Origin of the sequence: Asanoa sp. NPDC050611 (assembly GCF_040654855.1) — a bacterium.
Classification (GTDB): Bacteria; Actinomycetota; Actinomycetes; order Mycobacteriales; family Micromonosporaceae; genus Asanoa.
In genome coordinates this window covers 1-26,834 of sequence record NZ_JBFAIU010000028.1, presented here as the reverse complement: position 1 = coordinate 26,834, position 26,834 = coordinate 1, and the positions used below count along the sequence as shown (strand labels likewise).

General features: G+C 70.7%; 25 protein-coding genes, 1 other RNA gene and 4 pseudogenes. 13 read left to right on the top strand and 17 right to left on the bottom strand.

The annotated features are described in order from the left end of the window. Positions 1-66: 66 nt before the first annotated feature. From prfB to ssrA, 6 genes are all read left to right on the top strand, one after another. Positions 67-1,188 carry a peptide chain release factor 2 gene (gene prfB, locus AB0H87_RS07215; protein WP_360141050.1) on the top strand — a complete coding sequence of 374 codons (1,122 nt, stop codon included), beginning with the start codon at positions 67-69 and terminating at the stop codon, positions 1,186-1,188. A 134-nt stretch (positions 1,189-1,322) separates the two neighbouring features. Further along, the gene (ftsE, locus tag AB0H87_RS07210) at positions 1,323-2,003 is read left to right on the top strand and encodes a cell division ATP-binding protein FtsE (RefSeq protein WP_089245428.1); all 681 of its coding nucleotides are present in this window, start codon (positions 1,323-1,325) and stop codon (positions 2,001-2,003) included. A gap of 77 nt (positions 2,004-2,080) precedes the next feature. Then, positions 2,081-2,956 carry a permease-like cell division protein FtsX gene (gene ftsX, locus AB0H87_RS07205; protein WP_360141046.1) on the top strand — a complete coding sequence of 292 codons (876 nt, stop codon included), beginning with the start codon at positions 2,081-2,083 and terminating at the stop codon, positions 2,954-2,956. Positions 2,957-3,103: 147 nt separating this feature from the next. Beyond that, on the top strand, positions 3,104-4,360 hold the full coding sequence (locus tag AB0H87_RS07200; protein WP_360141043.1) for a M23 family metallopeptidase: 1,257 nt from the start codon (positions 3,104-3,106) through the stop codon (positions 4,358-4,360). Between the two features lie 131 nt (positions 4,361-4,491). Continuing rightward, entirely contained in the window at positions 4,492-4,968 is a 477-nt protein-coding gene (smpB, locus tag AB0H87_RS07195; protein ID WP_360141040.1) for an SsrA-binding protein SmpB, read from the top strand. Between the two features lie 88 nt (positions 4,969-5,056). Next, positions 5,057-5,434, top strand: a transfer-messenger RNA (tmRNA) gene (gene ssrA, locus AB0H87_RS07190). Positions 5,435-5,628: 194 nt separating this feature from the next. Here the strand turns inward: ssrA and AB0H87_RS07185 are convergent. From AB0H87_RS07185 to AB0H87_RS07165, 5 genes and pseudogenes are all read right to left on the bottom strand, one after another. Then, positions 5,629-5,904, bottom strand: a pseudogene (locus AB0H87_RS07185) (cellulose binding domain-containing protein); the annotation flags it as partial. Between the two features lie 55 nt (positions 5,905-5,959). Then, positions 5,960-6,040: pseudogene (locus tag AB0H87_RS07180) on the bottom strand (hypothetical protein); the annotation flags it as partial. Next, positions 6,040-6,687, bottom strand: a pseudogene (locus AB0H87_RS07175) (lytic polysaccharide monooxygenase); the annotation flags it as partial. The pseudogenes AB0H87_RS07180 and AB0H87_RS07175, both read right to left, overlap by 1 nt. Positions 6,688-6,797: 110 nt before the next feature. Then, positions 6,798-7,082, bottom strand: coding sequence for a hypothetical protein (locus AB0H87_RS07170; protein ID WP_360141037.1), 285 nt, complete (start codon positions 7,080-7,082; stop codon positions 6,798-6,800). A 98-nt stretch (positions 7,083-7,180) separates the two neighbouring features. Next, on the bottom strand, positions 7,181-7,669 hold the full coding sequence (locus AB0H87_RS07165) for a hypothetical protein (protein ID WP_360141034.1): 489 nt from the start codon (positions 7,667-7,669) through the stop codon (positions 7,181-7,183). Positions 7,670-7,770: 101 nt separating this feature from the next. On the opposite strand from AB0H87_RS07165, the gene AB0H87_RS07160 reads away from it, so the two are divergent. Together AB0H87_RS07160 and AB0H87_RS07155 are read left to right on the top strand one after the other, a co-directional pair. Next, positions 7,771-8,910 carry a YibE/F family protein gene (locus AB0H87_RS07160; RefSeq protein WP_360141031.1) on the top strand — a complete coding sequence of 380 codons (1,140 nt, stop codon included), beginning with the start codon at positions 7,771-7,773 and terminating at the stop codon, positions 8,908-8,910. Between the two features lie 335 nt (positions 8,911-9,245). Further along, positions 9,246-9,815: a hypothetical protein gene (locus tag AB0H87_RS07155; protein ID WP_360141028.1), complete on the top strand. Its 570-nt coding sequence runs from the start codon at positions 9,246-9,248 to the stop codon at positions 9,813-9,815. Here the strand turns inward: AB0H87_RS07155 and AB0H87_RS07150 are convergent. The 3 genes from AB0H87_RS07150 to AB0H87_RS07140 all read right to left on the bottom strand — a co-directional run bounded on the left by AB0H87_RS07150 (position 9,782) and on the right by AB0H87_RS07140 (position 11,782). Continuing rightward, positions 9,782-10,282 (bottom strand): hypothetical protein, encoded by a 501-nt coding sequence (locus AB0H87_RS07150; protein WP_360141025.1) that lies wholly within the window; start codon positions 10,280-10,282, stop codon positions 9,782-9,784. The genes AB0H87_RS07155 and AB0H87_RS07150 overlap by 34 nt on opposite strands. A gap of 172 nt (positions 10,283-10,454) precedes the next feature. Next, positions 10,455-11,111 carry a DUF2064 domain-containing protein gene (locus tag AB0H87_RS07145; RefSeq protein WP_360141022.1) on the bottom strand — a complete coding sequence of 219 codons (657 nt, stop codon included), beginning with the start codon at positions 11,109-11,111 and terminating at the stop codon, positions 10,455-10,457. Further along, the gene (locus AB0H87_RS07140; protein ID WP_360141085.1) at positions 11,108-11,782 is read right to left on the bottom strand and encodes a glycosyltransferase family 2 protein; all 675 of its coding nucleotides are present in this window, start codon (positions 11,780-11,782) and stop codon (positions 11,108-11,110) included. The genes AB0H87_RS07145 and AB0H87_RS07140 overlap by 4 nt, the downstream gene beginning before the upstream one ends. A 129-nt stretch (positions 11,783-11,911) precedes the next feature. Here AB0H87_RS07140 and AB0H87_RS07135 point away from each other — a divergent pair, with 129 nt between their 5' ends. Further along, positions 11,912-13,243, top strand: a complete 1,332-nt coding sequence (locus AB0H87_RS07135; protein ID WP_360141019.1) for a hypothetical protein — start codon at positions 11,912-11,914, stop codon at positions 13,241-13,243. On the opposite strand, the gene AB0H87_RS07130 is transcribed toward AB0H87_RS07135, so the two are convergent. Continuing rightward, positions 13,215-14,288, bottom strand: a complete 1,074-nt coding sequence (locus tag AB0H87_RS07130; protein ID WP_360141016.1) for an NAD-dependent epimerase/dehydratase family protein — start codon at positions 14,286-14,288, stop codon at positions 13,215-13,217. The genes AB0H87_RS07135 and AB0H87_RS07130 overlap by 29 nt on opposite strands. A 100-nt stretch (positions 14,289-14,388) precedes the next feature. On the opposite strand from AB0H87_RS07130, the gene AB0H87_RS07125 reads away from it, so the two are divergent. Then, positions 14,389-15,657: a molybdopterin-dependent oxidoreductase gene (locus tag AB0H87_RS07125; protein WP_360141013.1), complete on the top strand. Its 1,269-nt coding sequence runs from the start codon at positions 14,389-14,391 to the stop codon at positions 15,655-15,657. After that, complete coding sequence (locus AB0H87_RS07120; RefSeq protein ID WP_360141010.1) at positions 15,650-16,144, top strand: hypothetical protein; 495 nt, start codon at positions 15,650-15,652, stop codon at positions 16,142-16,144. The genes AB0H87_RS07125 and AB0H87_RS07120 overlap by 8 nt, the downstream gene beginning before the upstream one ends. Here the strand turns inward: AB0H87_RS07120 and AB0H87_RS07115 are convergent. From AB0H87_RS07115 to AB0H87_RS07105, 3 genes are all read right to left on the bottom strand, one after another. Next, the gene (locus tag AB0H87_RS07115; protein WP_360141007.1) at positions 16,121-17,704 is read right to left on the bottom strand and encodes a cellulose binding domain-containing protein; all 1,584 of its coding nucleotides are present in this window, start codon (positions 17,702-17,704) and stop codon (positions 16,121-16,123) included. The genes AB0H87_RS07120 and AB0H87_RS07115 overlap by 24 nt on opposite strands. 121 nt (positions 17,705-17,825) lie before the next feature. Then, the gene (locus tag AB0H87_RS07110; protein WP_360141004.1) at positions 17,826-18,614 is read right to left on the bottom strand and encodes an ABC transporter permease subunit; all 789 of its coding nucleotides are present in this window, start codon (positions 18,612-18,614) and stop codon (positions 17,826-17,828) included. Beyond that, entirely contained in the window at positions 18,607-19,518 is a 912-nt protein-coding gene (locus tag AB0H87_RS07105) for an ABC transporter ATP-binding protein (protein ID WP_360141001.1), read from the bottom strand. The genes AB0H87_RS07110 and AB0H87_RS07105 overlap by 8 nt, the downstream gene beginning before the upstream one ends. Before the next feature lie 92 nt (positions 19,519-19,610). On the opposite strand from AB0H87_RS07105, the gene AB0H87_RS07100 reads away from it, so the two are divergent. After that, positions 19,611-20,060 carry a MarR family transcriptional regulator gene (locus AB0H87_RS07100; RefSeq protein WP_360140998.1) on the top strand — a complete coding sequence of 150 codons (450 nt, stop codon included), beginning with the start codon at positions 19,611-19,613 and terminating at the stop codon, positions 20,058-20,060. A 20-nt stretch (positions 20,061-20,080) separates the two neighbouring features. Here AB0H87_RS07100 and AB0H87_RS07095 read toward each other — a convergent pair whose 3' ends face one another. The 5 genes from AB0H87_RS07095 to AB0H87_RS07075 form a co-directional block, all read right to left on the bottom strand. After that, positions 20,081-21,109 carry a TerC family protein gene (locus AB0H87_RS07095; RefSeq protein ID WP_360140995.1) on the bottom strand — a complete coding sequence of 343 codons (1,029 nt, stop codon included), beginning with the start codon at positions 21,107-21,109 and terminating at the stop codon, positions 20,081-20,083. Between the two features lie 207 nt (positions 21,110-21,316). Further along, positions 21,317-22,708 (bottom strand): GH1 family beta-glucosidase, encoded by a 1,392-nt coding sequence (locus AB0H87_RS07090; protein ID WP_360140992.1) that lies wholly within the window; start codon positions 22,706-22,708, stop codon positions 21,317-21,319. Further along, positions 22,705-24,927 (bottom strand): alpha-xylosidase, encoded by a 2,223-nt coding sequence (yicI, locus tag AB0H87_RS07085; protein ID WP_360140989.1) that lies wholly within the window; start codon positions 24,925-24,927, stop codon positions 22,705-22,707. The genes AB0H87_RS07090 and yicI overlap by 4 nt, the downstream gene beginning before the upstream one ends. Next, complete coding sequence (locus tag AB0H87_RS07080) at positions 24,924-25,820, bottom strand: carbohydrate ABC transporter permease (RefSeq protein WP_360140986.1); 897 nt, start codon at positions 25,818-25,820, stop codon at positions 24,924-24,926. Before AB0H87_RS07080 ends, yicI begins: the two co-directional genes overlap by 4 nt. A gap of 1 nt (position 25,821) precedes the next feature. Continuing rightward, on the bottom strand, positions 25,822-26,670 hold the full coding sequence (locus AB0H87_RS07075) for a sugar ABC transporter permease (protein WP_360140983.1): 849 nt from the start codon (positions 26,668-26,670) through the stop codon (positions 25,822-25,824). A 74-nt stretch (positions 26,671-26,744) separates the two neighbouring features. On the opposite strand from AB0H87_RS07075, the pseudogene AB0H87_RS07070 reads away from it, so the two are divergent. Next, positions 26,745-26,834, top strand: a pseudogene (locus AB0H87_RS07070) (NADH-ubiquinone oxidoreductase-F iron-sulfur binding region domain-containing protein); the annotation flags it as partial.

Below are 26,834 nucleotides of genomic sequence, written 5' to 3'. Positions count from 1 at the left end.
TCCCTCGCTCGGCGGCGGTCCCGCTGAGCGAGGGACTTCGGCGTGGCAGCGCTATTCTTACGTGTTGTGACCGCTGCCGACTTCGCTGATCAGCTCAAGACGCTCGATGCCACCCTGCGCAACATCGAGGCCGTGCTCGACCTCGACAAGCTGCGCCGGGACAAGGCTGACCTGGAAGAGCAGGCGTCGGCCCCCGACCTGTGGGACGACCAGGCCCGGGCGCAGGCGGTCACCTCGAAGCTCTCGCACGTCAACAGCGAGATCGACCGGCTGGCGGCGCTCCGCGGCCGGCTCGACGACGCCCACGTGCTCCTCGAGCTGGCTGAGGCCGAGTCCGACCCGTCGGCCCTCGCCGAGGTCGGCTCGGAGCTGACCGCCCTCCACAAGTCGGTGGAGGAGATGGAGGTCCGGACCCTGCTCTCCGGTGAGTACGACTCCCGGGAGGCACTGGTCGCGATCCGGGCCGGCGCGGGCGGGGTGGACGCCGCCGACTTCGCCGAGATGCTGCTGCGGATGTACCTGCGCTGGGCCGAGCGGCACAACTACCCGACCGAGGTCTACGACACCTCGTACGCGGAAGAAGCAGGTCTGAAGTCCGCGACCTTCGCCGTGAAGGCGCCTTATGCCTACGGCACCCTGAGCGTGGAGTCCGGGACCCACCGGCTCGTCCGGATCAGCCCGTTCGACAACCAGGGCCGCCGGCAGACGAGCTTCGCCGGCGTCGAGGTGCTGCCGGTGACCGAGCAGACCGACCACATCGACATCCCGGAGAACGACATCCGCGTCGACGTCTACCGGTCGTCCGGTCCCGGCGGGCAGAGCGTCAACACCACGGACTCGGCGGTCCGGATCACCCACATCCCGACCGGCATCGTGGTCACCTGCCAGAACGAGAAGTCGCAGCTGCAGAACAAGGCGTCCGCGCTGCGCGTGCTGCAGGCCCGGCTGCTGGAACGCAAGCGCCAGGAGGAACAGGCCAAGCTGGACGGTCTCAAGACCGACGCGGCCGGCTCCTGGGGCGACCAGATGCGCTCGTACGTCCTCCACCCGTATCAGATGGTGAAAGACCTACGAACTGAGGAGGAGACGGGCAACCCGTCTTCGGTCTTCGACGGCGAGATCGACGAGTTCATCGAGGCCGGGATCCGTTGGCGCAAACAGCGTGAGCTGGAGACGGACCCCGCGTAGCCCGTTATTTTCAGTGACGCTGCGTGTCCGGCTCCGTCTAATGTGTGGAATAAATTTCGGCCTTTCCGGCAATACGGGCACCATGGGTGCCTGGAGGCTTGGAGTTTTCGTTACACCGCGTAGACTCACGACCCGTGATTCAGCTCGAGCACGTGACCAAGACCTATCCGAAGGCTTCGCGGCCCTCGCTTGACGAGGTCTCCGTCGGGATCGAGAAGGGCGAGTTCGTCTTCTTCATCGGCCCGTCGGGTTCCGGCAAGTCGACGATCATCAAGCTGCTGCTGCACGAGGTCACCCCCAACCGCGGTCGGGTGCACGTCAACGGCCGCGACGTGACGGCGATGCGGTCGTGGAAGATCCCCGCCTTCCGCCGGCAGATCGGCTGCGTGTTCCAGGACTTCCGCCTGCTCCCCAACCGCACCGCGTACGAGAACGTGGCCTTCGCTCTCGAGGTGATCGGCAAGACCAAGGCCGTCGCCCGGCGCGTCGTGCCCGAGGTCCTCGAGCTGGTCGGCCTGGGCGGCAAGGAGCACCGCTACCCCCACGAGCTGTCCGGTGGTGAGCAGCAGCGCGTCGCCGTCGCGCGCGCGTTCGTCAACCGGCCGCTGATCCTGCTGGCCGACGAGCCGACCGGAAACCTCGACCCCGACACGTCGATCGAGATCATGCGGCTGCTCGACCGGATCAATCGGACCGGCACGACGGTCGTGATGGTCACGCACGACTCCAACATCGTCAACCAGATGCGCCGGCGCGTCATCGAGATCGAGAGTGGTCGCATCGTCCGCGACCAGGCCCGAGGCGTTTACGGCTGAGGCGCGACCCCCCATCGCGCACATCGCCACCCCGGCAAGTCGGTTAGTCCAGCGGAGCTCCGGAAGGAATCCCCCCGATGCGGTTGAAGTACGTCATGTCCGAGGTGATGGTCGGACTGTGGCGCAACGTGACGATGACCGTCGCCATGATCATCACCATGGCAGTGTCGTTGACCATGCTCGGCGCCAGTGGCCTGATCTACACCCAGGTCAAGGACATGAAGGCGTACTACTACGACAAGATCGAAGTCGCCATCTTCCTCAAGCCCGAGATCACCGACGAGCAGCGCAGCACCCTCGAAGGCGCGCTCAAGAGCGACCCCATGGTTCGCGAGGTCATCTACGAGTCCAAGGAAAAGGCCTTCACCAAGTTCCAGGAGATGTTCGCCGACGTCCCGGCGGTCGTCGACGCGGTGAAGCCGGGCCAGCTGCCCGAGTCGTTCCGCGTGGGCCTCGCCAACCCCGAGCAGTACCAACAGGTCCGTGAGGCCTACGTCGGGAAGGAGGGTGTCGACCAGATCATCGACCAGCGGAACCTGCTGGAAAAGATCTTCAACATCCTCGGCTCGGTGCAGACCATGGCGCTGGTGGCGGCCAGCGTGATGGCGATCGCGGCCCTGTTGCTGGTCGGCAACACGATCCAGGTGGCGGCCTACAGCAAACGTCGAGAAGTCGCGGTCATGAAACTCGTCGGCGCGTCCAACTGGTTCATCCAGGCGCCGTTCGTGCTGGAGGCGGTGGTCGCCGGCTTGCTCGGCGCGATCATTGGTGGTGGTCTGCTCGCCTTGGGCAAGGTGCTGCTCCTCGACGGCTCGTTGCAGGAGCTGACCGACCTGCTCACGCCGCTGTCCTGGGGCAAGGTGTTGATCATGCTGCCGCTGATGGCCCTGGCCGGCACGCTGGTCAGCTCGGTCACCGCGTGGGTCACGCTCCGCTTCTACCTGCGGGTCTAGCTACCCGGCGGGTACCCGCGAGGCGCCCGTCACGTCGCGAGAGCGGCGTGGCGGGCGCCGTCACATGTGCCGCTTGTTACGGGAATCGCCTTTGCACCTTCTGTGCCGTGGGTAGCGTCAAGTCCACGTGCGGGTGAAGGGTGCGAGATGTACTCCTATCGCAGGAAAAAATCCAAGCTAGCGGCGGTTCTGCTGGCCGCGGCCCTGTTGGCCGCCATCCAGCCGGCGGGTGCCGCGCGAGCCGACCCGAGAGACGACAAGAAGCGGATCGACGCCGAGGTGGCCACGGCGTCGTCGATCCTCGAGGACGCCACGGACCGGGCTCGCACCGCGGTCCAACAGCTGGCCACGGCGAACGCGAAGATGCCAGCCGCGGAAGAGCTGGTGATCGAGAGCAAGGGCGAGGTCGTCGCCGCGCAGGTGCGGGTGGAAACCGCGCAACGCAAGGCCGCGGACGCCCAGGCGGCGGTGGCCGCCGCGCAGAAGCGGTTCGCGGCGGCCGACCGGGAGCGCCGGGCCGCGCAGGACCGGATCGGTGAGCTGGCCGCGTCCGCGTACAAAGGCGCCGGGATCGCCAATCTCAACCTGGTGATGAACGCTGAGAACCCGACCGAGGCGCTCTACCGGCTGCGGTTCGTCGACCGTGTGGTCGCCGACCAGCAGCGGAAGGTCGGCAGCTACCTCGACGCCCTGGCGGCGGCGCGCCGCGAGGAGAACAACGCGACACTGGCGCGGGCCGCCGCCGACGAGGCCATGCTCACCGCGGACGGCGCGCTCGACCAGGCGTCCGACGCGGAGGACCGGGCCGAGGACGCGGTACGCGAGGTCGCCCAGCTGGTCGCGCAGAAGGAGGAGGCGCTCAGCGTGGCCCAGGAGGAGCGGGCCGCGAGTCTGGCGAAGTACAAGGAGGCCAAGGAAGAGGCCGCGCGGATCACGGCCGCGCTGAAGGCGTGGGAGGCCAGGCAGCGGGCGGCGGCGGAGGCCCGGCTGTCGGCCGGGAAGCTGCTGACCCCGGTGCAGGGCGACAAGACCAGCGATTTCGGCAACCGGTACGACCCGTACTACCACGTGTGGCAGCTGCACGCCGGGGTCGACCTGGCGGCCGGCGGCGGCACCCCGATCCGGGCGGCCGCGGCGGGCAAGGTGATCATGGCCGGCTGGAACGGTGGTTACGGCAACTACACCTGCATCAGCCACGGCAAGTACCGCGGCAAGGCGATGTCGACCTGCTACGGGCACCAGTCGGCGATCCTCGTGAGCCCCGGGGAGCGCGTCGATCGTGGCCAGGTGATCGGTCGCGTCGGCACGACGGGCGCCTCGACCGGCTATCACCTGCACTTCGAGGTCCGGTTGAACGGCGACCCGGTGCAGCCGCTGAGCTTCCTGCGGCCGTGTCTCTGTTAGTCGGGCCGTTGCTCCGTGGGCCCGCGTCCCGCTCGGGACGCGGGCCCCTTTGCGCGGCCCGCAACCCGGGTGTCGACGGGCTGCGCGGCGGGTAGCATTGCACAGTTGTCCGAGCGAAAGAGGTCAAGGTCGTGCCGCGGGAAAAGGGCCGCAAGGTCGTGTCGTCGAATCGCCGTGCCCGGCACGACTACACCATCCTCGACACCTTCGAGGCGGGGATGGCGCTGACCGGCACCGAGGTCAAGTCGCTGCGTGCGGGCCGGGCGTCGCTGGTCGACGCGTTCGCCCAGGAGAAGGGCCGGGAGATCTTCCTCTACGGGATGCACATCCCGGAATACACGCAGGGCACCTGGACCAACCACGAGCCGCGGCGCACGCGCAAGCTGCTGCTCAACCGCCTCGAGATCGATCGGTTGCTGGGCAAGCTCAAGGACGACGGTGTGACCCTGGTGCCGCTGTCGGTCTACTTCAACGACGGCTGGGCCAAGGTCGAGTTGGGGCTGGCGCGCGGCAAGAAGTCGTACGACAAGCGCCAGGACCTGGCCAAGCGCGACGCGGACCGCGAGATCCAGCGCGTGGCCGGCCGCCGCGGCAAGGGCATGGAGTGATTTGTCCGCTATCGAGCGGTTCTGACCTCGGGAAGAATCGGGTGGCGGAGCACGTTAATCTGTAGTGGCTGCGGCAGGCGCAGCACGAGGGGGTGACTGGTTTCGACTTCGTCCGTTGCGACAGGGGAAGCGAGCCGAGGAAGCCAACGTCGTCTCGAAAATCGGTCGTTGGAAACTAATAAGCGCCAAGCAGAATCGCGCTCAGTTCGCCCTCGCCGCCTGACGGCGGGTTAGCGAACTTGTCGGCCTGGGAGTGCCTTCGGCCCAGCTAGCCGGCATCAGCTAGAAGGCTGGCCAACCGGCCCCGGTCGCGGGGGCCGCGCGGCGAGATCAATCAGCGACTGGGCCCGTCTCACCGACTCGCTCGTGTGATCGGTGGGGCCGAGTAAGGACACAGCGAGCTGCGCTCGGAGAAGCCCTGACAAGACGCCGAAGGACCCGGGTTCGATTCCCGGCACCTCCACGAGTGACAGGTGGCCCCTGTCCGCGGAACGCGCGGACCGGGGCCACTCGTCATGTCTGCTCCGGGGGCCGAGCCCCCGGAAACCCCGCGACCCTCGGTTACGTTGCTGAGCAGGTGATCGTGGGTCGTGTGTGTGTCTGAGCGAGTAGGTCGAAGGTGGTACTGGCGGACGCGGCTAGGGCGTCCGCGGCCCTCGCTTACGTTGCTGTGCAGGTGGTTGTGGGGGCGGAGTGCGTGCCGGAGCCTAGTAGGCCGAAGGTGGTGCTGGCCGAGGCCGCTAGGGCGCCGTTGTAGGTGGCGTTGCGGATTGTTGCCGTGGAGCCGTTGGTTGCTGCTGTGCCGTTCCAGACCTGGCTGACCTGTTGGCCGTTGGCGTAGGTCAGCGCGACCGTCCAGGCGGTGATGGCCGCTGAGCCTGCGGTTACCCGTACGTCTGCTTGGAAGCCGCCTGTCCACGAGCCGACCAGGGAGTAGGCCGCGGTGCAGGTGCCTGGGCCCGTGGGTGGGTTGGTCGGCGGGTTCGTCGGCGGGTTCGTGGGTGGGTTGGTCGGCTGGTTCGTGGGTGGGTCTGTTGGGTTGCTTGTGCCGCCGAAGTTGACGTCGCTGCAGAAGTAGTAGGACTGGTCCATGTGGCTGGCTTGCCAGATCGTGTAGAAGATCGCGCGGCCGGAGCGGCCGGGGACGCTGACCGGGAGGTCGATCTGGACGCCTTGCGCGGCCGGTTGCCACTGCGACGCCGGTGTGTAGCCGATCTGGCTCACCAGGGTCAGGTCGCTCCAGCGCAGCGGTTGCGTGGTCGGGTCGTAGCCGGCCCGGGACACGTACACCCTGATGTAGTCGGCGCCGTGGCTTGCCTGGTCGTTGAGGCGCAGCGACAGGGAGGTCGACACGTTGGCGGCGCGCCAGTTGCCGACCGTGTCCATCGAGTTGTAGCGGCCGCCTTCCGCGTGGCCGCCGCTGCACAGTTGGCCGTCCGGGATGTTGGCCTGGTGGTTGCCGCCCAGGTTCTCGCGGTAGAGGCCGTTCCAGTTCCACATCGCGTTGGGGTTGGCCTGCCAGGCCTGAAAGCACATCGGGTCCTCGGTCGCCATCGCCGGGTCCTGGAAACGGGAACCCCAGCGCTCCCAGCAGCCGTAGTTGCGGGACGCCGGGTTGACGATGCTGCCGTGCGCGGCGGCGGGCGAAGAGGGTAGGAGAACGACGATCACGGCGGCGAACGCGATCAGCGGGGCCGCCAGCAGTCGGGCGAAGCGCATGAGAGCTCCAGAGTCGAGGACGGAAGCCGCCCCCGCTTCCGTGTCGCTACAACGCTCCCGCTGCGGCGCGCCCAGCCTGCCACGGGCCATGCATCGAAGTCAATCTTCCTCTAGTGCGGGCAATCGCGTGGTCGGTCACCACCGGCGGAGCGCCACGCCTGCTCGAGATCGTGGCCGTCGCGGGTGAGCGACGCTGGGCCGGCCGCCGGGATCACCAGCAGGCCCTCATCGCCGACCGCCCACGACGGGGCGCCCACCGAGGTCACCGGGTCGTCGGCGGTGAAGGTGTGTGCGGCGCCGCCGGCCGCTGGGACCAGCCAGCGGTCGACGGACATGACGACCCGGAGCGCTCCGTCGCCGGACGTCACGCTCTCGACGCGGCCCCAGAGCGCCACCTCGGCTCACCCGATGACTGCCTCGGCCGCGAGGCTGTCGTCGGGAGCCGCGCATCCGGCCAGGGCTGCCAGCACGGCGACGACCGCGAGCCGCCGCTTCATGCCGGGAGCACCAGTGCAGGCGCCAAGGCCACCACGACGAATCGGATCGTGCGGCCCGACAGGCAGAAGGCGCTGAAAAGCGAGACCGGCATGGGTGTACGCGCGACGTAGACCGTCGTCGCGAGCAGTGGTGGGATGCCGCCTACCGCGCTGGCGAACAGCAGGGCGGCGGCGTAGCGCGGTCGGTCCAGCAGGGCCACCAGTGCGGCCATCCGGTCGCGGAACGCCGACCGCCGGGCCGCGCCGCGCTGCCGGTCCACGATGCGCTGCAGCCACGTACCCCGTAGCAGGCCCCGGGTCGCCAGGAAGATGACGAGCTTGCCGGCGGTCTGCCCGAGCGCGGCGACCAGGCCCGCGGGCACCGGCGCGGCGTTCGTCGTGGCGACGACGCCGACCAGGTACACCTCGACGGGGGTGAACGGCTGGAACGCCGACGCGAAGCCGATCGCCGCGACGCCGGCCAGGCTGACGGCGTCGACGCTCATGCGTCCATGGCGACACGGCCGGCCGGTGCGGGTCAACCCTGGGGCGGCCGAGTTCGCGCACCCGGCCTGGCTACTCGGATAAATCAGACATACTCGACGGCATGGCGCACGCGCACGGACCGGTGGGCCCGGCGCCGCGGCGGACCAGGATGATCATGGCGGCCATCCTCGTCCCGCTCGCCGTGCTCACGGGGATCGGCCTCGCCGTGCTGTGGCCGTACACCGGACCGCAGACCATCGCCACCGACCAGCCGGCGCGGCGCGACGCGACGGTGACCGCCGTGCACCCGGAGCCGTGCCAACAGCGCGCGGCGCGCCAGTGCGGTTCGGTGTCGGTGCGGCTGACCAGCGGCCCGCAGTCCGGCCAGACGGTGACCGCGACGATCCCGGAAGGGCCGGGCTCACCCGTGGTCGAGACCGGCGACAAGATCGTCGTGGCGGAGAGCGTGGCGCCGGAAGGACCGCCGCAGTACGCCGTGCTCGACCACCAGCGCGGCCTGCAACTCGCGGTGCTGATCGGCATCTTCGCGCTCGTGATCGTCGCGTTCGGACGCTGGCAGGGCGTGGCGGCGCTGATCGGCCTGGGTGTCAGCTTCGCGATCCTGCTGACGTTCATCCTGCCCGCGATCGCCGTCGGCAAGCCGCCGCTGCTGATCGCCATCGTCGGCTCGGCCGCGATCATGTTCATGGTCCTGTTCCTGACGCACGGCTTCAGCGTGCAGACCTCGGTCGCGGTCCTCGGCACGCTGGTCAGCCTGACCCTGACCGGCGGGCTCGCGGTGGCGGCGACGTCGGCGTTGCACCTGACCGGCTTCGGCAGCGAGGACACGGGCCTCCTGGCGGTCTTCCTCGGCGAGATCGACCCGCGTGGCCTGCTGCTGGCCGGCATCGTGATCGGGACACTCGGTGTGCTCGACGACGTCACGGTCACCCAGGCGGCCACGGTGGGCGAACTGGCCGCGGCGAACCGGACACTCGGCGCCAGGGCCCTCTACCGTTCCGCCACGCGCATCGGCCGGGCGCACATCGCCTCGACGGTCAACACCATCGTCCTGGCGTACGCCGGCGCGTCGCTCCCTCTGCTCCTCCTCGTGATCATCGGTGGGCAGTCGGCGTCGACGATCCTCACGAGCGAGTTCATCGCGGACGAGATCGTCCGCAGCGTGGTGGGCACGATCGGCCTGGTCGCCGCGGTGCCGGTCACCACGGGCCTGGCTGCGCTCGTGACGGCGCGGCGCTAGCCTGTGTGGCATCGACGACGAGCTGTTTAGTTGGCTCCTCGACGGCGACCCGGCGGTGCGCTGGCGTGTCCTGCGCGACCTGACGGGCGCCGCCGAGCCGTCGGACCGCGCCCGGATCGCCACCGAAGGCTGGGGCGCGCGCCTGCTCGCGGCGCAGTCCCCGGACGGCAACTGGGGCGGCGGGGTCTACACGCCGAAGTGGACGTCCACGACGTACACCCTGCTGCACCTGCTCTGGTTGGGCCTGCCGGCGGGCCACCCGGCGGCGCTGCGCGGCTGCGAGCGGCTGTGGGAGTGGGACGACCGCCGGCGGGTGTCGGAGACGTGCAGTGTCGATGTTCGCGCGGATCTCGTACACGTTCGGCTACCGGACGGCGCGGGTGGACGACGCGCTCGCCTTCCTGCTGGACCAGCAACAGACGGACGGCGGCTGGAACTGCGCGGCCCGCGGCGACCGCTCGAAGCACAGCTCGTTCCACACGACCGTGATGGCGCTGGAGGCCCTGACGGCCGCGGGCGCTGCTGACACGACCGCTGTCCGGCGCGGGCTGGACTTCTTCCTTAACCACCGCCTGTACCGCTCGCACCGCACGGGCGAGGTCGCGATCCGCGCCAGCACACGATTCCCGGCGTTCCCGGAGTGGCATTTCGACGTGCTCCGAGGGCTGGAGCTGTTCGCGGACACGACGGACCCGGGCGACGAGCGCCTGACGGACGCGGTCGACCTGGTCCGCGCGGCCCGGCGGGCGGACGGCCGATGGCCGCGCTACCAGCAGTACGCGGGCCCGCAATGGTTCACGTTGGAGCCGCCGGGCCCCAGCCGCTGGACCACAACCCGAGCCCTCCGCATCCTCACCTGGTGGGACGGGAATCAGCCGTCCTCATCCGGCGGCACGATCCGATAGTTCGGCACGATCGCGCGTCGGCCCGCCTCCGAGAGGTCCGGCGCAAGCACGGTCGCACCCTCGGGAATCGCCGCGCGGGACACGAAAATGCCCCAGAGACAGGCGTCGCACCACAACGAACCGAACCCGACCCCGTCCCCGGTGAACACCAGCCGCAGCCGATGCTGCCCACAGTTGGGACAGGCGACATCGGCGGAACCAGGCACGCCACGTAGACCGCCAGCGGCTTCGCCGTCGGTGCGCGGGTATGGCGTCCCGCTGCGGAGCTGACCGACGTGGTAGCGCTCGTGGTAGAGGGTACGGGCCATCTCCTGCTCGTTGGCGAACGCGTCGCGGGCCAGCACCACCTGCTGCCGGCTGTTCGTGAAGCCGAAGTACCCGACCTCGTGATCGCGGACGCGGATGTGAACGTCGTCAAGGTCGATGCCATAGCGCCGTCCGACGGCATAGGCGGTCTCCGGCCGCATCGGGGACAGCCGGGGCCCGGGAAGGAGACCGTTGGGCCGACCGCGGCTGTGCAGCTCCGGGCCGGCTGCCGAGGGACGCGACCGCCGCCGTGACTTGCGAAGAAATCTCAGAGCGGCGCGGATGATGGAGCCGCGCCCGTTCGGCATGCAGACATTCTAGGGCTTCTACGTGTTAGGCGTGAGTCCCGGTGGGTGCGACTCGCACCGCGGCGACCGCGCGCGAGAACCTTGTGCCCGGGAGCGTCGCCGCTACCGCGAGCGCGTCCGGCCACTCGTCGACGTCCCGGAGCACCGGCAAGGTTGCCACCCGTAGGCCCGTCAGCGCCGCCAACGTGAGGCGCCCCGTGTCCGGTGTGGACATCGGCACCTTGCGCAGGACAGCGGCTCGCGCCGGGTCGCGTAGGCCCAATGCCCACCAGCCCCCGTCCACCGCCGCGCCCAGGGCGGCGTCCGCCGTGCCCAGCTGGGAGACCGCGGCCGTCAGGGACGTCGGGGTCAGCTGCGGCGTGTCCATGCCGATCTGCAGGATCGGGTGGCCCGGAAACGCCGCCGCCGCGTCCGTGTGGGCGTTGGCCAGGCGGTCGGCCAGCCCGGCGCCGCGCTGGGGGAGCACCGTCCAACCGGCCAGTGCCGCCCGGAGCCTGGCGTCCGGCCGGCCGGCGCACGCCAGCACCGGGATGACCCTGGCGGTCGCGCGGACCGTGTCGAGGGTGTCGAGGAGGGCGGCCGCCGCGATCCGGGCCGCCTCGACCGGTGTGGCCGGCGGGCACAGCCGGGTCTTCACCTGACCGGGCACCGGTGCCTTGGCCATCACCAGCAGCACCGTCACCGGGGCATTCCGACCGTCCGCAGCACTGCGGCGAAGTCGCGGGTCGCGCGTAGCGTGCCGCGGACCGAGCCCGACACCTTCGACCGGGTGCCGGCGGCGCGGGGCGCGTACCGGACGTCGATCTCCTGTATCCGCCAGCCCGCGCCCGCCGCCCTGATCAGCAACTCCAAGGGATAGCCGAACGCGCGGTCGCGGACGCCGAGGGCGAGCAGCGCTTCCCGCCGCGCGACGCGGATCGGGCTCAGATCACGCAGGGGTACGCCCCGGCGGCGCAGCAGCGCGGCCACCAGCGCCGTGCCGGCTCGGGCGTGCCACGGCCAGACGCCGCGGGCCAGGGGGCGCCGACGGCCGACCGCGAGGTCCGCCGAACCGGCCGCGACCGGAGTGACCAGGGCGGGCAGCTCGCCCGCGTCGAAGGAGCCGTCGGCGTCCAGCACGCACACGAGATCCGCGGTGGCGGCCGCCAGGCCCGCGTGCACCGCGGCGCCGTAGCCCCGCCGTGGCTCGTGGACCACCTGTGCCCCGTGCCGGGCGGCCACCTCCGGCGAACCGTCACGCGACCCGTTGTCCACCACGATCGCCCGGTAACCGGGCGGCAGCCCCGCCAGCACGCCCGGCAACGCGGCCGCCTCGTCGAGGCAGGGCAGCACCACGTCGATCGCAGACAGCAGGGCCATGCGCTCGACGCTAGGCGCGGACGGCGCCAGCCCGACAGTGAAAGGCGATTACACCGCCGGACCGGTGACGCGATCCCGATTTCGGCCCGGCGGGCGGGGCAGCGACCGTAACGTTCGATAGTCATGGCCGCTCTCGTCGAAGCCGCGGCGGACCGCGCCCGGACCCGCCGGCTGAGCCGCGCCGATCTCGTCGTGCTCGGTGCCGAAGCGGTGTTGGTCGCCGCCGCGGGAGTGGTCGGCCTGCTGCTCAACCGCCGCGGTGTGGGCCTGCACGCCGACGCGGCTCCGCTCTACGCGACCTGGCGGCCGCACGTCGGCTGGGGTACGCCCGCCGCCGTGCTGGTGGCGGTCGTCGTGACCGGCTGGGGTGTGCCGTGGGCGCGGACCGCCCGGTGGGGCGCGGTGCTGGGCGCCGCCTGGCCGGCGGCCGTGGCATGGACGCTCGCACTGTCCATGGTGGATGGCTGGTCCGCGGGCCTGGTCCAGCGGCTGACCGTGCAGGCGGAGTACCTGACCGAGGTGCCAGGCGTGACCGACCTCGGCGCGCTGCTGCCCGGGTTCGCGGACCGGATCCTGGACTTCCAGCCGGGCTCGTGGTCGACGCACACCGCCGGCCACCCGCCCGGCGCGTTGCTCGTGTTCGTCCTGCTCGACCGGGTCGGTCTCGGCGGAGGCACGGCCGCGGGGCTCGCGTGCGTCCTGATCGGCGCGACGGTGGTGGTATCGGTCGCGGTGACGCTCCGCGCGCTCGGCGCCCCGGATGCCGCCCGCGCCGTCGTGCCGTTCCTCGTGCTGCTCCCGGGCGCGGTCTGGACAGGCGCCTCCGCGGACGGCATCTTCGCCGCCGTGGTCGCCGCGGGTGTGGCCCTGCTCGTGGTTCGCGGCCCGGTCGTGGCGGCGGCCGGCGGCCTGCTGCTCGGGTGCGCGCTCTACCTGTCCTACGGGTTCGTCCTCGTCGGCTTCCTCGCGCTGGCCGCGATCGTGTTGCGACCCAACGCGCGCCCCGCGGCCCTGCTCGCCGCGCTGGCCGGCGTCGCCACGGTCGTCGGTGGCGTGACGCTGGCCGGCTTCAACTGGTGGACCGGCTATCACCTGGTGGTGGAGCGCTACTACCAGGGCTGGGCGGCGGAGCGTCCGTACGCGTACTGGGTCTGGGCGAACCTGGCCGCGCTGATCCTCTCGGCCGGCCCAGTGGTCGGCCCGGCACTGCGCCGGGCGGTCGGTGCCCTACGGACCCATCGCCTCGCCCTGCTCCCGTTGGCCGCCGCGCTGGCCGTCGCGGTGGCGGACCTCTCCGGGATGAGCAAGGCCGAAGTCGAGCGGATCTGGCTGCCGTTCGTGGTCTGGCTGCTGGCCGCGACCGCCCTGCTGCCCCCGCACACGCGGCGTTGGTGGCTGGCCGGGCAGGCGGCGACCGCGCTGGCCGTCAACCACCTGCTCTGGACGGTGTCCTGACAGGGGCGCGCAGCGGATCAGTGGCGAAGGCGGCGACGCCCTCCGCGAAGCCGACCCGCGCGGTGAAGCCGAGCAGCTCCCGCGCGCGCCGCGGGTCGGCGACGACGTGCCGCACGTCGGCCGCCCGGGCTTCGCCGACCACCAGCGGCGCCGGGCCGGCCATCGCGGCGGCGAGCGCGCCGGCCAGCTCGCCGACCGTGTGCGGCTCGCCGGAGCAGACGTTGACCGGCACCAGCGGCTCGCCCGGCCGAGCCGACAGCGCGAGCAGGTTCGCCCTCGCGACATCCGTGACGTGCACGAAGTCGCGGCGCTGCCGGCCGTCCTCGAACACCCGCGGTGCCGATCCGGCGGCGAGGGCCGAGCGGAAGAGGGCGGCCACGCCGGCGTACGGCGTGTCGCGCGGCATCCGCGGCCCGTAGACGTTGTGGTAGCGCAGCGCCCAGACATGAGCGTCGGTCTGCCGGGCCCACGCCGCCGCGAGGTGCTCCTGCGCGAGCTTGGTGGCGGCGTAGGTGCTGCGCGGCTCGAGCGGCGCGTCCTCGGGCACCAGCAGCGGTCGCAGGGTCGCGCCGCAGGCGGTGCACGCCGGGTCGTAGCGGCCCGCGGCGAGGTCGGCGTCGGCGCGTGGCGCGGGGCGGACGACACCGTGCCGTTCGCACTCGTAGCGGCCCTCGCCGTAGACCACCATGGAGCTGGCCAGGACCAGGCGGCGCACGCCGGCGCGATGCATCGCCGCGAGCAGGACCGCGGTGCCGTAGTCGTTGTGGCTGGCGTAGTCGGGGGCGTCCGACGGGTCGATGCCGTGGCCGACCATCGCCGCCTGGTGGCAGACCGCGTCCACGCCGGCGAGCAGGCGGTCCAGCAGGGCCGCGTCGCGCACGTCCCCGCGTACCACGTCATGTCGTTGCGACCAGGGCGGCAGCTCGTCGCCGTGTGCCTGGGGCAGCAGCGCGTCCACCGCGACCACCTCGTGGTCGTGCGCCACGAGCAGGTCCGCGACCTGGGATCCGACGAAGCCGGCGGCGCCGGTGACGAGTATCCGCATTCCGCTCAGCGTAGGGAAGGTATGCCGCAAATCCGGCCAGGCCGGGCCGTCCGCGCATAGCCTGCCGGGGAGGGTCCGCACGCCACACGGGAGGACGACGGTGTCTGACGGCGCGCCGCGTACGCTCTGGCGGAAGCTGGACCGGCATCCGCCGCCCGGCGTCGAGGCGGTCCGGCGCAACTGGCGCAGCCCGCTGCGCGGGCCCCGCCTGACGTCCGTTTTCGGGCTCGTGCTGCTCCTCACCCTGCCGTTGGTGATCATCACCGGGCTGCTCGACTACGCGGCCTACGGCCCGCAGTTCGATCAGGCCTTCCCGCAGAACGTTGGCTGGCTGCGGTTGCCGCCCTTCGACTGGCCGACCCGGCCGTCCTGGCTGTTCCGGCTCACCCAGGGACTGCACGTGGGGCTCGGGATCGTGCTCATCCCGGTGGTGCTGGCCAAGCTCTGGTCGGTGATGCCCAAGCTCTTCACCTGGCCGCCGGCCCGCTCGGTGGCGCAGGTGCTCGAGCGCCTTTCACTGCTCCTGCTCGTCGGCGGCATCCTGTTCGAGATCGCCACGGGCGTGCTCGACATCCAGTACGCGTACCTCTTCGGCTTCGACTTCTACACCGCGCACTACTTCGGCGCGTGGGTGTTCATCGGCGCGTTCGTCGCCCACGTCGTCATCAAGCTGCCCACGCTCGTCGCGGCGCTGCGCCGGTCGCGGCCGGAGCCGGTGGATCCGGACCTGGTCGCGTCCCGGCCCGGACCGGTGACGCTGAGCCGGCGCGGCGCGCTGGCCCTCGTCGGCGGCGGCTCGTTGCTGCTGGCCGCGCTCACGTTCGGGCAGAGCATCGACGGTCCGCTGCGCCGCACGGCACTGTTGCTGCCGCGCGGCCGCAACCCGGGTGAGGGACCGAACGGCTTTCAGGTCAACCGCAGCGCTGCCGCGGCCGGCATCCGGGCGGCCGACACCGGACCGGCCTGGCGGCTGACCCTGACCGGCGGCGGGCGCACCGTCCAGTTCGATCGCGCCGCGCTGCTGGCGATGGGCCAGCACACCGCGCGCCTGCCGATCGCCTGTGTCGAGGGCTGGTCGACGATGCAGACCTGGTCGGGCGTACGCCTCGCGGACCTCGCCGCCCTGGCCGGTGTGCCGGACCCGGCCTCCGCCCACGTGCGCTCGCTCGAACAGAACGGCCTGTTCCGCCAGGCGACGCTGCAGTCGAACCAGGTCGCCGATCGGGACTCGCTGCTCGCCCTGCGGGTCAACGGGGTCGACCTGTCCGCCGACCACGGTTTCCCGGCCCGGGTCATCGTGCCGGCGCTGCCCGGGGTGCACTGCACCAAGTGGGTCGCCACCATCGACTTCCGGGCCGGCGATGGGTGACCGGCTCGCCCGGCTCCGCGCCGACTACGGCGCCGGGGCTCCGCACGCGCTGGTGCTGCTGGTCTGTTTCACCCTCGCCGGCGCCGCGGCCTTCTACGCCGCCGGCGAGGCCAGGTTCTGGCGAATGGTGCTCTGGTTCGGCGGCGCGGTGGTGGCGCACGACCTCATCCTGTTCCCGATCTACGCGGCGCTGGACCGGCGACTGCGGCGCGCAACCGGGACGGCGCCCGCGACCCGGCGAGCGCTGCTCAACCACGTCCGGGTGCCGGCGCTGGGCACCGCCCTGCTCTTCCTCGTCTTCCTGCCTGGCATCCTCGACCTCGGCCAGGACACCTACCAGGCGGCGACCGGCCAGCCGCGGGTCTCCTACGCCGCCCGCTGGCTGGCCGTGTCCGGCGCGCTGTTCGTGCTGAGCGCCGTGGTGCTGGCGGTCCGCCGGCCCGGGTTGCGCCGCCGCGACCGCCTACCGGGCCGCGCAGGACGGTGAGAGCCCCGCGCCGCTTCCGGTGCCCTGGAAGCCGAACTCCGTCGACTGTCCAGCCGCGACAGAACCGTTGAACGCGACGTTGGTGAACTGGGCCGCGCCCGTGTTGCCGCTGCGGTTGGCGTTCCAGGCGCTCGTGATCGTGGCGCCGGACCCGAGGGTCAGCGCGACCGTCCAGCCACCGATCGGCGCCGCGCCGGCGGTCACCCGGATCGTCGCGACGAATCCGCCCGTCCACTGGTTGAGCGCCACCGTCGCCGTGCAGCCCGCGCCGGCCGGCGGTGGCGTGGTCGGCGGGGGAGTGGTGGGCCCGCCGGTCGGTGGCGTGCTCGGGCCGTCCGACAGCACCGGGGTCTGCCAGTCCCGCCACTCGGCGAGGCTGCCGGCCTTGCGGCTGGAGATCCGGAACGTACCCGCGGCGTTTCCGGTCTTCAGCAGGAACTTCTGGATGTGCTGCTGCAGCGGCGTACGCCATTCCGGCCGCGCCGCGCAGTGGGTGCCGTCCTGCACGTCGGACCAGTACGAGATGTTGTCGCCCGCGCCCAGCGCCTTGTAGACCTCCGCGCCGCCCAGCGCCGACACGCTGCCCGAGCGGGCGGCCCGCCAGTCGACGTGCGGGTTCTCCATGATGAACAGCCCGCGCGGCGCGACCATCGCGACCACCTCGTGCATGTCGACCGGAAGCGTGTTCGGGTTGCCGGTGAACGAGCTGAACGCGTCGCCGAGCCAGGGCTGCTCGCCGTACGCGCTGCTCAGCGGCTGCGCACCGGACTCGCCCGGTATCCCGCGCAGGATCGGCACGCCCGCGCTGCCCGACTCGATCGGCATCGTGAGCGCGATCCGCTGGTCGAACGCGCCGACGGCGAAGGCGCCCTTCCCGTACCGCGAGCAGCCCGTGACACCCAGCGCGTCGGCCCGCAGGACCGTCCCGCCCGACTGCTCGACGACGTCGATGATCCGGCTTGCGCCCCACGCCCAGGCGGCGAGCAACCCGGTGCTGCTCGTGGCGCCGTAGATGCTGTAGAACGCACCCTGCTTGTTGTTGCGCGGCGTGCCCTCGCGCCCCACGGCGAGGGGGTCGTAACTGATTACCGCCGCGCCCGCGGCCCGGATCGTCGCGGTGTCGGCGCCGAACCCGCCGACCACGATCACGGCCGGGAAGGGCCCGCTGCCGCTGGGCAGTTGGACGCCGGCCGAGAAGCTCGCCGAGCGGCCGTTGTGCGTCACGTTGACGGTGATGCCGCTGCTGGACACCGTGCCCGTGACGCTCGCCGGCTTGCCGGGCTTGTCGCCGTACACGTGGCGCTCGGCCAGCTCCTTGATCTCGGCCCGCCGGCACCGCCAGTCGGACCTGGACGTGATGCGGGTGCCGTCGAACTTCCGGAACGGATCCGGAAGCCGCGGGTTGGCGGTCAGGCCACCGGTGCCGGGCACCGGGCAGCCGGCGCCATCGTCCTCGACGGCCGCGAGCGCCGGTGCGGCGCCGAGTGTCACGGCCACCACCGAACCGGCGAACGCGACCAGCGCGGTCAACAGCAGCACGATTGTCGAACGACCTCTCACCTGAGCTCCCCTTCCAGCGCGGACGGCGACCTCGATCAATCGATGCCCACGGATGTAGAGGTCGAGAGCCCAGAATCAGCCCACGCAACGGCACACGTCAATGTGTTCCGGGAAGTTTCGGTCAGCTGCGGAGGTCCCGGCGGTTGAAGACCACCGAAGCGACACCACCGAGCACCAGCACGGCCGCGGCGAGGACGCCGAGGTCGCCCCACTGGAAGCCGTTCCGCAACGGTTCGTGGCCGATGTAGTAGTGGAACGGCGAGAGGTAGCGGGCGGGGCCGACGCCGATCTGGCCGGCGAAACTGTGCGCCGCGTACGCCAGGACGGCGACGGCCGCGGTGCCACCGAGCGTCGTACCGCGGCTCCCGGTGACGGCGCCCAGGGCGAGCGCGAACGCACCGAGCGCGGTGGACAGCAGCGCCAGGGCGACGCACTGCGCGGCGAACTGGCCAACGCTGACGCTGTCGAGCGAAGCGCTGGACCGCACCGCCAGCATGGCGACCAGGACGAGGCCGGCGAGCAGGCCCGCGCCGATCGCGAGCGCGCCCAACCGTGACCACACCAGCTTCGTCCGGCTCACCGGGTGCGCGAGAAGCAGGTCCAGACCGCCGGACTCCTCATCGCCCGCGACCGCCCGGGCGCCGGTGGCGACGCCGTAGATCACGGCGATCAGCGGCACGATGATGCCGAACACGCTGGACCCGAGGTAGCCCGCGGCGCTGCCGAGGTCGTCGAGGTTGAGGGCGTCACGCAGACCCGGCGACATGCCCTCGACCGCGTCGCCCATCGCGCCGCCGTCGACCTGCGGATAGAAGCTCGCGTAGAGCATTCCGACCAACGCGGTGCCGACCGCGAAGCCGGCGAGGCCGCGCCGCGCGTCCCACAGGGTCTTGGTCAGGACGTCAGGCACGGCTGGTCTCCTCGATCGTGGTCTCGCGGTAGTGGGCGAGGAACAGTTCCTCGAGATCGGGCTCGCTGGCCCGCAGGCTGGCGACGCGGTGCCGGGCGAGCACCCGGATCAGCTCGTCCGGGTTGGCGCCGAGCGTGAGCCGGACGACCGGACCGTCCACCGTGAGGTCCGAGACCCCTGGGACCGCGGCGAGCGCGGCCGCATCGACCGGACCGGCGAAGACGATCTCGAACCGGTGCACGGCGCGGTCGCGCAACCGGTCGACGGTGTCGAGAGCGACGAGGCGGCCGGCGCGGATGATCCCGACGCGGTCCGCGACCGCCTCGACCTCCGACATGATGTGCGAGGACATGAAGACGGTCTGCCCGGCGGCCTTGGCGTCGCGGACGAGGCCGAGGAAGGTCTGCTGGACGAGCGGGTCCAGCCCCGACGTCGGCTCGTCGAGGATCAGCAGGTCAGGTTGGTGCATGAAGGCCTGCACCAGGCCGACCTTCTGCCGGTTGCCCTTGGACAGGGTCTTGATCCGGGCCGCCAGGTCGAGGTCGAGCCGCGCGGCCAGGTCGTCGATCCGCTGCCGGGCCACGCCGCCGCGCACGGCCGCGAGAAAGCTGAGGCACTCGCCGACCCGCTGGCGGGGGTTGACCACGAAGTCGCCGGCCAGGTAGCCGATCCGCCGGTGGAGGTCCACCGCGTGCGCCCGCGGATCACGGTCGAAGACCCGGGCCTGGCCGGCGGTCGGCCGGATCAGGTCCAGCAGCAGCCGGATGGTGGTCGACTTCCCGGCACCGTTCGGGCCGAGATATCCGAAGACCTCGCCGGCCCGCACCGTCAGGTCGAGGTCGACCAGCCCGCGCCGGGACCCGTACGACTTGGTCAGCTTCTCCAAGCGGATGACATCTTGCATGCCTTGGAGCGTACGCAGATTTCAGAGATCTCTGAAAGTTTAGAGGCGTTAAGATTTCGTCAGGATCGGGTCGACGATGGGATCGTGACGTGGTGCTGAGTGAACCGGCGGAGCGCCTGGCGCTCGCCCTCACCGAGGGTGGCATGCAACGGATGACGGCTCGCGTGCTCGCCGCGCTGCTCTTCACCGACCAGGAGACGATGACGGCCGGCGACCTCGCCGAGACGGTGGGCACGAGCTCCGGCAGCGTCTCGGCCGCGGTGAAGTCGCTGACGGGCGTGGGGCTGATCGAGCGCGTGCCGGCACCGGGCAGCAGGCGCGAGCACTTCCGGATGCGGGAGTACGCGTGGGCGACCCTGATGTCGGGCCAGAACCGGCTCGTCAAGCTGATGATGGACGTGGCTGACCAGGGCATCGCCGCCGCCGGCGCGGACACACCGGGCGGCCGCCGCCTGACCGAGATGCGCGACTTCTACGCCTACCTCTGGCAGCGCCTCCCGGAGCTGATCGACAACTGGAAGGCCGCCCGGGCGGGCAGGTAGCGCGCCCGGGCGGCCGCCGGTCAGCCGACGACGTCGACCTTCGGCTCCTCGATCTCGTCGCGGCCGTCGCGGCCGTCGCGCTTGTCGCGGGCCGACTTGATCAGGCTCGCCACCGTGGCGATCAGCAGCGTGCTGATGATGATCGTCAGCGACAGCCAGATCTCGATGTGCGGTGCCCACGAGACGTGCTCGCCGCCGTTGATGAACGGGACGTTGTTGTCCGCCAGCGCTTCCAGGACCAGCTTCACGCCGATGAACCCGAGCACGACCGCCAACCCCAGGTTGAGGTAGACCAGCCGGTCGAGCAGGTGCCCGAGCAGGAAGTACAGCTGCCGCAGGCCCATCACCGCGAACACGTTCGCGGTGAAGACCAGGTAGGGGCTCTTCGTCACGCCGAAGATCGCGGGGATCGAGTCCAGGGCGAAGATCAGGTCGGTGGTGCCGATCGCGATGAGCACGATCAGCATCGGGGTGAACAGCTTGCGACCGGCGGAGACGGTACGCAGCTTCACGCCGTCGAAGTCGTTCGAGAACGGCACCGCCCGGCGTACCCACCGGATGGCGATGTTCTCGTTGAAGTCACTGCCGCCGTGCGCCTCCTGGCGCGCGAAGCTGATCGCCGTGTAGATCAGGAACGCGCCGAAGATGTAGAACACCCAGGCGAACTGCGAGATCAGCGCGGAGCCGGCGGCGATGAAGGCGCCCCGCATGACCAGCGCCAGGATGATGCCGATCAGCAGCACCTCCTGCTGGAGATGCCGAGGCACGGCGAACCGCGACATGATGATCACGAAGACGAACAGGTTGTCGACGGAGAGGCTGTACTCGGTCAGCCAGCCCGCGTAGAACTGGCCGGCGTACTCGCCGCCGCTGAAGACCCAGATGCCCACGCCGAAGACCAGCGCGAGTCCGACGTAGAGCGAGACCCAGAGGGCCGACTCCCGGGTGGTGGGCTCGTGGGGGCGGCGGCCGATGATCAGCAGGTCGACGAGGAGCACGGCGACGAGCACGACAAGGGTGACGGCCCAGACGGCACCCGAAACGTCCATGGTGTTCAATTTTCCTCCGGCAGGCACACAGCGTCACGAGGACGCCACTGATGGTGGCTGTCGGAGGTCTCTTCCATCACGGCCGTCGAGCTGCCGGACCGGCTAGGCCGGGCCGACGCCCGACCTGAGTCGGGCGGCAGCCGTGCTGACGACCACGCCGCGAAGGAATACTCCCCTCCGCGCGCAATTGTGACGTACCAGCGTCCGCTACACCAAGCGGCCCGTGGCGACGAGCTCCTTGTACCAGTGCGCGCTCTGCTTCCACGTGCGCACCTGGGTGTCGTAGTCGACGCGGATGATCCCGAACCGGCGGTCGTACCCGTAGCCCCACTCGAAGTTGTCGAGCAGCGACCAGACGAAGTAGCCGCGCACGTCCGCACCCTGCGCCCGCGCGGCGGCCACGGCGCCGATGTGGTCACGCAGGTACGAGATCCGCCGCTCGTCCTGGATCGTCCCGTCGGGCGAGACGACGTCGTCGAACGCGGCGCCGTTCTCGGTGATCATCAGCGGCTGGTTCGGGTACTCGCGCTGCATGCGCAGCAGGAGCTCCGTGAACGCCGGCGGGTCGATGTTCCAACCCATCGCCGTGTACGGGCCCGGCTGCGGCAGGAACTCGACGTTGTCCGCGGCGACCCACGGCGAGGCGGCCGACTGGCCGTGCCCGTCGGCGCTCGACCGCTCGGAAACGCCGTCCCAGGCCCGGACCAGCGTGCTGGAGTAGTAGTTGACGCCCAGCACGTCCAGCGGCACCGCGATCAGCTTCTCGTCGCCGTCGTGGACGAACGACCAGTCCGTGACGGCCGCGGTGTCGGCCAGCAGGTCGGCCGGGTAGGCGCCGTCCAGCATCGGGCCGAGGAACGCCCGGTTGGCCAGCGCGTCGATCCGCCGCACCGCGTCGAGGTCGGCCGGCGAGTCCGACGCCGGGCGGATCACGTGCAGGTTCAGCGTGACCGACAGCTCGGACGCCGGGGCCAGCTCACGCACCACGCGGCCGGCCAGGCCGTGCGCCAGGTTCAGATGGTGTACGGCCGCCAACGCGTCCGCCGGCGACGTGCGGCCCGGCGCGTGCACGCCCGACGCGTAGCCCAGGTAGGCCGAGCACCACGGCTCGTTGAAGGTCGTCCAGGTGTGCACCCGGTCGCCCAGCGCCTCGACGATCCCCGCCGCGTAGTCCCGGAACCGCAGCGCGGTCTCGCGGGAGGCCCAGCCGCCCGCGTCCTCGAGCTCCTGCGGCAGGTCCCAGTGGTACATCGTGGCCACCGGCCGGACCCCGCGCTCCAGGAGACCGTCCACGAGCCTGGCGTAGAAGTCGATGCCGGCCTGGTTGAACGCGCCGGAGCCGCCCGGCTGGACCCGCGGCCAGGAGATCGAGAACCGGTAGGCGTCGAGCCCGAGCGACGCGATGTGCCCGAGGTCCTCCTCCCAGCGGTGGTAGTGGTCGGCGGCCACGTCACCGGTGTCGCCGTTCAGTGTCCGGCCCGGGGTGTGGCTGTAGGTGTCCCAGATGGACGGTCCCCGACCGTCCTCATTGGCCGCACCCTCGATCTGGTACGCGGCCGTTGCCGAACCCCAGACGAAGTCCTTCGGAAAATCGCTCACTGTCCCACCTCAACCCGGTATCCCACCGACGATCCCGCGACCAGTTCCGCGGACACCGTCCCATTGTCGTACCGCACCTCGAACTCCGCGCCGGTGCCGTCACCCGGCGACGGCACGGTGACCCGGGTGCGCTGCCCCTCCGCGGGAGCGTAGAGCCGCAGCCGCACGTCGTCGGCCCACTCGTAGTCGGGCCGGTCGTCGCGCGCACCGAACGGGATCACCGCACCCGGCCGCGCCAGCACCGGCAGGCTGTCGAACTCGTGCTTCTCGGTGACCCAGGCCGGCCCGGTCAGCTGCGCACCGGTGACGATGTGGGTCCACGTGCCGGCCGGCACATAGAAGGTGACCTCGCCGTCGGCGCTCATCACGGGCGCCACCAGGACGTCCGGGCCGAGCATGTACTGCCGGTCCAGGTACGCCGCGGTCGGGTCGTCCGGGAACTCCAGCATCATCGGCCGCATCATCGGCAGGCCCTCGCGGTGCGCCTCCTCGGCCACGGCGGCCAGGTAGGGCATCAGCGACAGCTTCAGGCGGGTGAAGTGGCGCAGCACGTCGACGGCCTCGGCGTCGAAGGCCCACGGCACCCGGTACGAGCCGGAGCCGTGCAGCCGCGAGTGCGAGGAGAGCAGGCCGAACGCGACCCAGCGCTTGAACACCGCCGGGTCCGGCGTGCCCTCGAAGCCGCCGATGTCGTGGCTCCAGTAGCCGAAGCCGGATGCCGCCAGCGACAGCCCGCCGCGCAGCGACTCGGCCATCGCGGCGAACGTCGACTCGCAGTCGCCGCCCCAGTGCACCGGGAACTGCTGCCCGCCGGCGGTCGCGGACCGGGCGAACACCACGGCCTCACCGACACCACGCTCGGTCTCGAGCAACTCGAAGACCGCCTTGTTGTACGCCTGCGCGTAGTAGTTGTGCATCCGCTGCGGGTCCGAGCCGTCGTGCCAGACCACGTCGGTCGGGATGCGCTCGCCGAAGTCCGTCTTGAAGCAGTCGACGCCCATGTCGAGCAGGACCTTGAGCTTGCTCTGGTACCAGGCGACCGCGTCCGGGTTGGTGAAGTCGACCAGCGCCATGCCGGCCTGCCACTTGTCCCACTGCCAGACCGAGCCGTCCGCCCGCGTCACCAGGTAGCCGTTGCGGCGCCCCTCCTCGAAGAGGTACGACCGCTGCGCGATGTACGGGTTGATCCAGACGCACACCTTGAGGCCGCGCTCGTGCAGCCGGCGCAGCATGCCCTCGGGGTCCGGGAACGTCGCCGGGTCCCAGACGAAGTCGCACCAGTGGAACTGCCGCATCCAGAAGCAGTCGAAGTGGAACACCGACAGCGGCAGGTCCCGCTCGGCCATCCCGTCGATGAACTCGGTGACGGTCTTCTCGTCGTACGACGTCGTGAACGAGGTCGACAGCCAGAGGCCGTAGGACCAGGCGGGCACGCGGGCCGGCCGGCCGGTCAGCGCGGTGTAGCGGCGCAGCACGTCCTTCGGCGTCGGCCCGTCGATGAGGTAATAAGTCAGGGTCTGGCCCTCGACGCTGAACTGGGCCTGCGACACGACCTCGGAGCCGATCTCGAACGAGACGTGCTCGGGGTGGTCGACGAACACGCCGTAGCCGCGGTTGCTCAGGTAGAACGGGACGTTCTTGTACGCCTGCTCGCTGGCCGTGCCCCCGTCGGCGTTCCAGATGTCCACGGTCTGGCCGTTCTTGACGTACGCGCCGAACCGCTCGCCGAGGCCGTAGACGCTCTCGCCGATGCCGAGGGCCAACCGGTCATGGACGTACGCGCGACCGTCGGCGTCGGTGGCCAGCCCGATGCTGCGCTCCGTCGACGAGGTGAGCACCCGGTCGCCGTGCAGGAAGTCGACCTTCCACCCGTCGACGAGCGCGACCTTCGCGGTCAGCGCGCCACTGGTCAACGTCGCGGACAGGCCGGAAACGTCGACCGTGACCGGGTGGTCGGCGCCGGCGGCCACCGCGAACTCCGGAAGCTTCGGCAGCCCGCCGAGGTGGTGCCCGACGGTGACGCCGATGACGCCGTCGGCCGGCGAGAAGAACCTGACGGTGACGACCGGCCGGTTGAGCGTGTCGCCGCGGGTGACGACCTTGCCGGTCGGTGCGAAGACGGTGAAACCGCGATCGTCGAGCTCGACCGACTCGACGGTCCCGGGGCGCAGCACGCTGACCCCGGGCCGCAGTTGCCAGTACCCGTCGGTGAACTTCACTTCTCGGCTCCTGCTGTGATGCCGCGCGAAAGGGTGCGCTGGAAAACGATGAAGAAGAGGATCGCCGGCACCAGGCTGATCAGCGCGCCCGCGTTCGTGGTCGGCGCGTCCATCAGCCGGTCGCCCTGCAACGAGGCCAGCGCGACCGGGATGGTCTGCGTGCTGTTGTCGATGAGCATGACCAGCGGGATGAGGAACTCGTTCCAGGTCCAGATGAAGAAGAAGATCAGCAGGACCGCGAGGGTCGGCCGCAGGTTCGGGAACACCACGCGCCACAGCACGGTCCACTTGCTCGCGCCGTCCAGCGCTGCCGCCTCGAGGACGGATTTCGGGAAGGTGCCGAGCACCGACGCGAGCAGGTAGGTGCCGAACGCGCTCTGGATGACGGTGAAGATGATGATCACCGAGAGCTGGGTGTTGTAGAGGCCGATCTGCTTGGCGATGTAGTAGAGCGGGTAGATCAGCGCTTCCTGCGGCAGCATGTTGGCCAGCAGGAACAGGCCGACGATCCAGAGCCGGCCCTTGACCCGGCCGATGCCCAGTGCGTACGCGTTGAGCACCGAGACGATCACGCCCAGCACCGCGACCGAGCCGGCGATGAGCAGCGAGTTCCAGAACTTCAGCGGGAAGTTGACCTGGTTCCAGTAGGTCGTCAAGCCCTTGGTGTAGAACTCGGTCGGCCAGCTCAGCGGGCCGCCGCCGGAGTAGTCGGCCGGCGACTTGAACGCGTTGAGCAGCATGAACACGAACGGCACGAGCATGACGAGCGCGGCCACCGTGACGATGGCGAGCACGATCCAGCGGCTCACGCCACGGTGGTGCCGGTCGCGGGTCTTCCGGGTTCCGGCCGGCCGGGTTGGCGCCGCCGCCGGGCGCTCGAGGGTGACGGCCATGTCAGACCTCCCGGTCCTGGCGCTCGCTGCGGTACTGCAGCCAGATGAACACCGCGGCCACGATGATGATGATCAGCGTGAGCACGGTCGAGATGGCCGAGCCGTAGCCGACCTGGAGCTTCTTGAAGAACGTGAAGTAGGCGAAGTACGACGGGACGTTGGTCGCGTTCTCCGGGCCGCCGCGGGTCAGGGCGAACACCGGAGCGAACACCTTCAGCGCCGCGATCGTGCAGGTCAGGGCGACCACGAAGGTCTCCGGCCGGATCTGCGCCAGGGTGATCGACCGGAACCGGTGCCACCAGTTGGCGCCGTCGACCTCGGCCGCCTCGTAGAGCTCCGGGTCGACCCGCTGCAGCGCCGCCATGAAGACGACGACCGGGTAGCCGATCTGTACCCAGATCATCACCGCCGCGACGCTGGGCAGCGCGGTGTTCGGGTCGCCGAGCCAGTCGTGCCGCAGGGCGTGGAGTCCGATCGTGTCGAGCAGCCCGTTGAGCGCGCCGTCCGGGCGCAGGATCCAGCCCCAGACGATGCCGGCCACGACGACCGGCAGCACCTGCGGCAGGTAGAAGATGGCGCGCAGGGCGGAGGCGGTCCGCGCCTTGAACCTGCGGCCGATGACGTCGAAGAGGGTGGCGGCGAGCAGGAGTCCGAACAGCGTCGGCGCGACCACCATGGCGACGATCATCGCGACGGTGTTCTTGAACGACGTCCAGAACACCTCGTCCTGGAAGAGCCGCGTGTAGTTGTCGAAGCCGATGAACGTGGGGTCACCGACACCGGACCACTTGGTCAGCGACAGGTAGAGGGTGCCGGCCAGCGGCGCCCCGATGACGAGGATGAAGAGCACGGCGCCCGGCAGCAGGTATAGCCAGTATCCGGCGCGGCCGTTGCCCCGCTTGCGGCGAGGCGTGCGGGTCTCGGTTGTCCGGTCAGGGCACCCACGAAGACCTCGACACGCTGCTCGACACCTGTGACAACATCCTGGGCCGGTCGTTCTGCGGCCTGGGCGAC

What these genes read in the sequence shown, in the direction of transcription:
- ftsX (WP_360141046.1), top strand. Translation starts at nt 2,081, where the DNA reads ATGCGGTTGAAGTACGTCATGTCCGAGGTGATGGTCGGACTGTGGCGC.
- AB0H87_RS07200 (WP_360141043.1), top strand. Translation starts at nt 3,104, where the DNA reads ATGTACTCCTATCGCAGGAAAAAATCCAAGCTAGCGGCGGTTCTGCTG.
- AB0H87_RS07165 (WP_360141034.1), bottom strand. Translation starts at nt 7,669, where the DNA reads ATGAGCGTCGACGCCGTCAGCCTGGCCGGCGTCGCGGCGATCGGCTTC.
- AB0H87_RS07160 (WP_360141031.1), top strand. Translation starts at nt 7,771, where the DNA reads ATGGCGCACGCGCACGGACCGGTGGGCCCGGCGCCGCGGCGGACCAGG.
- AB0H87_RS07155 (WP_360141028.1), top strand. Translation starts at nt 9,246, where the DNA reads ATGTTCGCGCGGATCTCGTACACGTTCGGCTACCGGACGGCGCGGGTG.
- AB0H87_RS07150 (WP_360141025.1), bottom strand. Translation starts at nt 10,282, where the DNA reads ATGCGGCCGGAGACCGCCTATGCCGTCGGACGGCGCTATGGCATCGAC.
- AB0H87_RS07135 (WP_360141019.1), top strand. Translation starts at nt 11,912, where the DNA reads ATGGCCGCTCTCGTCGAAGCCGCGGCGGACCGCGCCCGGACCCGCCGG.
- AB0H87_RS07130 (WP_360141016.1), bottom strand. Translation starts at nt 14,288, where the DNA reads ATGCGGATACTCGTCACCGGCGCCGCCGGCTTCGTCGGATCCCAGGTC.
- AB0H87_RS07120 (WP_360141010.1), top strand. Translation starts at nt 15,650, where the DNA reads ATGGGTGACCGGCTCGCCCGGCTCCGCGCCGACTACGGCGCCGGGGCT.
- AB0H87_RS07105 (WP_360141001.1), bottom strand. Translation starts at nt 19,518, where the DNA reads ATGCAAGATGTCATCCGCTTGGAGAAGCTGACCAAGTCGTACGGGTCC.
- AB0H87_RS07095 (WP_360140995.1), bottom strand. Translation starts at nt 21,109, where the DNA reads ATGGACGTTTCGGGTGCCGTCTGGGCCGTCACCCTTGTCGTGCTCGTC.
- AB0H87_RS07080 (WP_360140986.1), bottom strand. Translation starts at nt 25,820, where the DNA reads ATGGCCGTCACCCTCGAGCGCCCGGCGGCGGCGCCAACCCGGCCGGCC.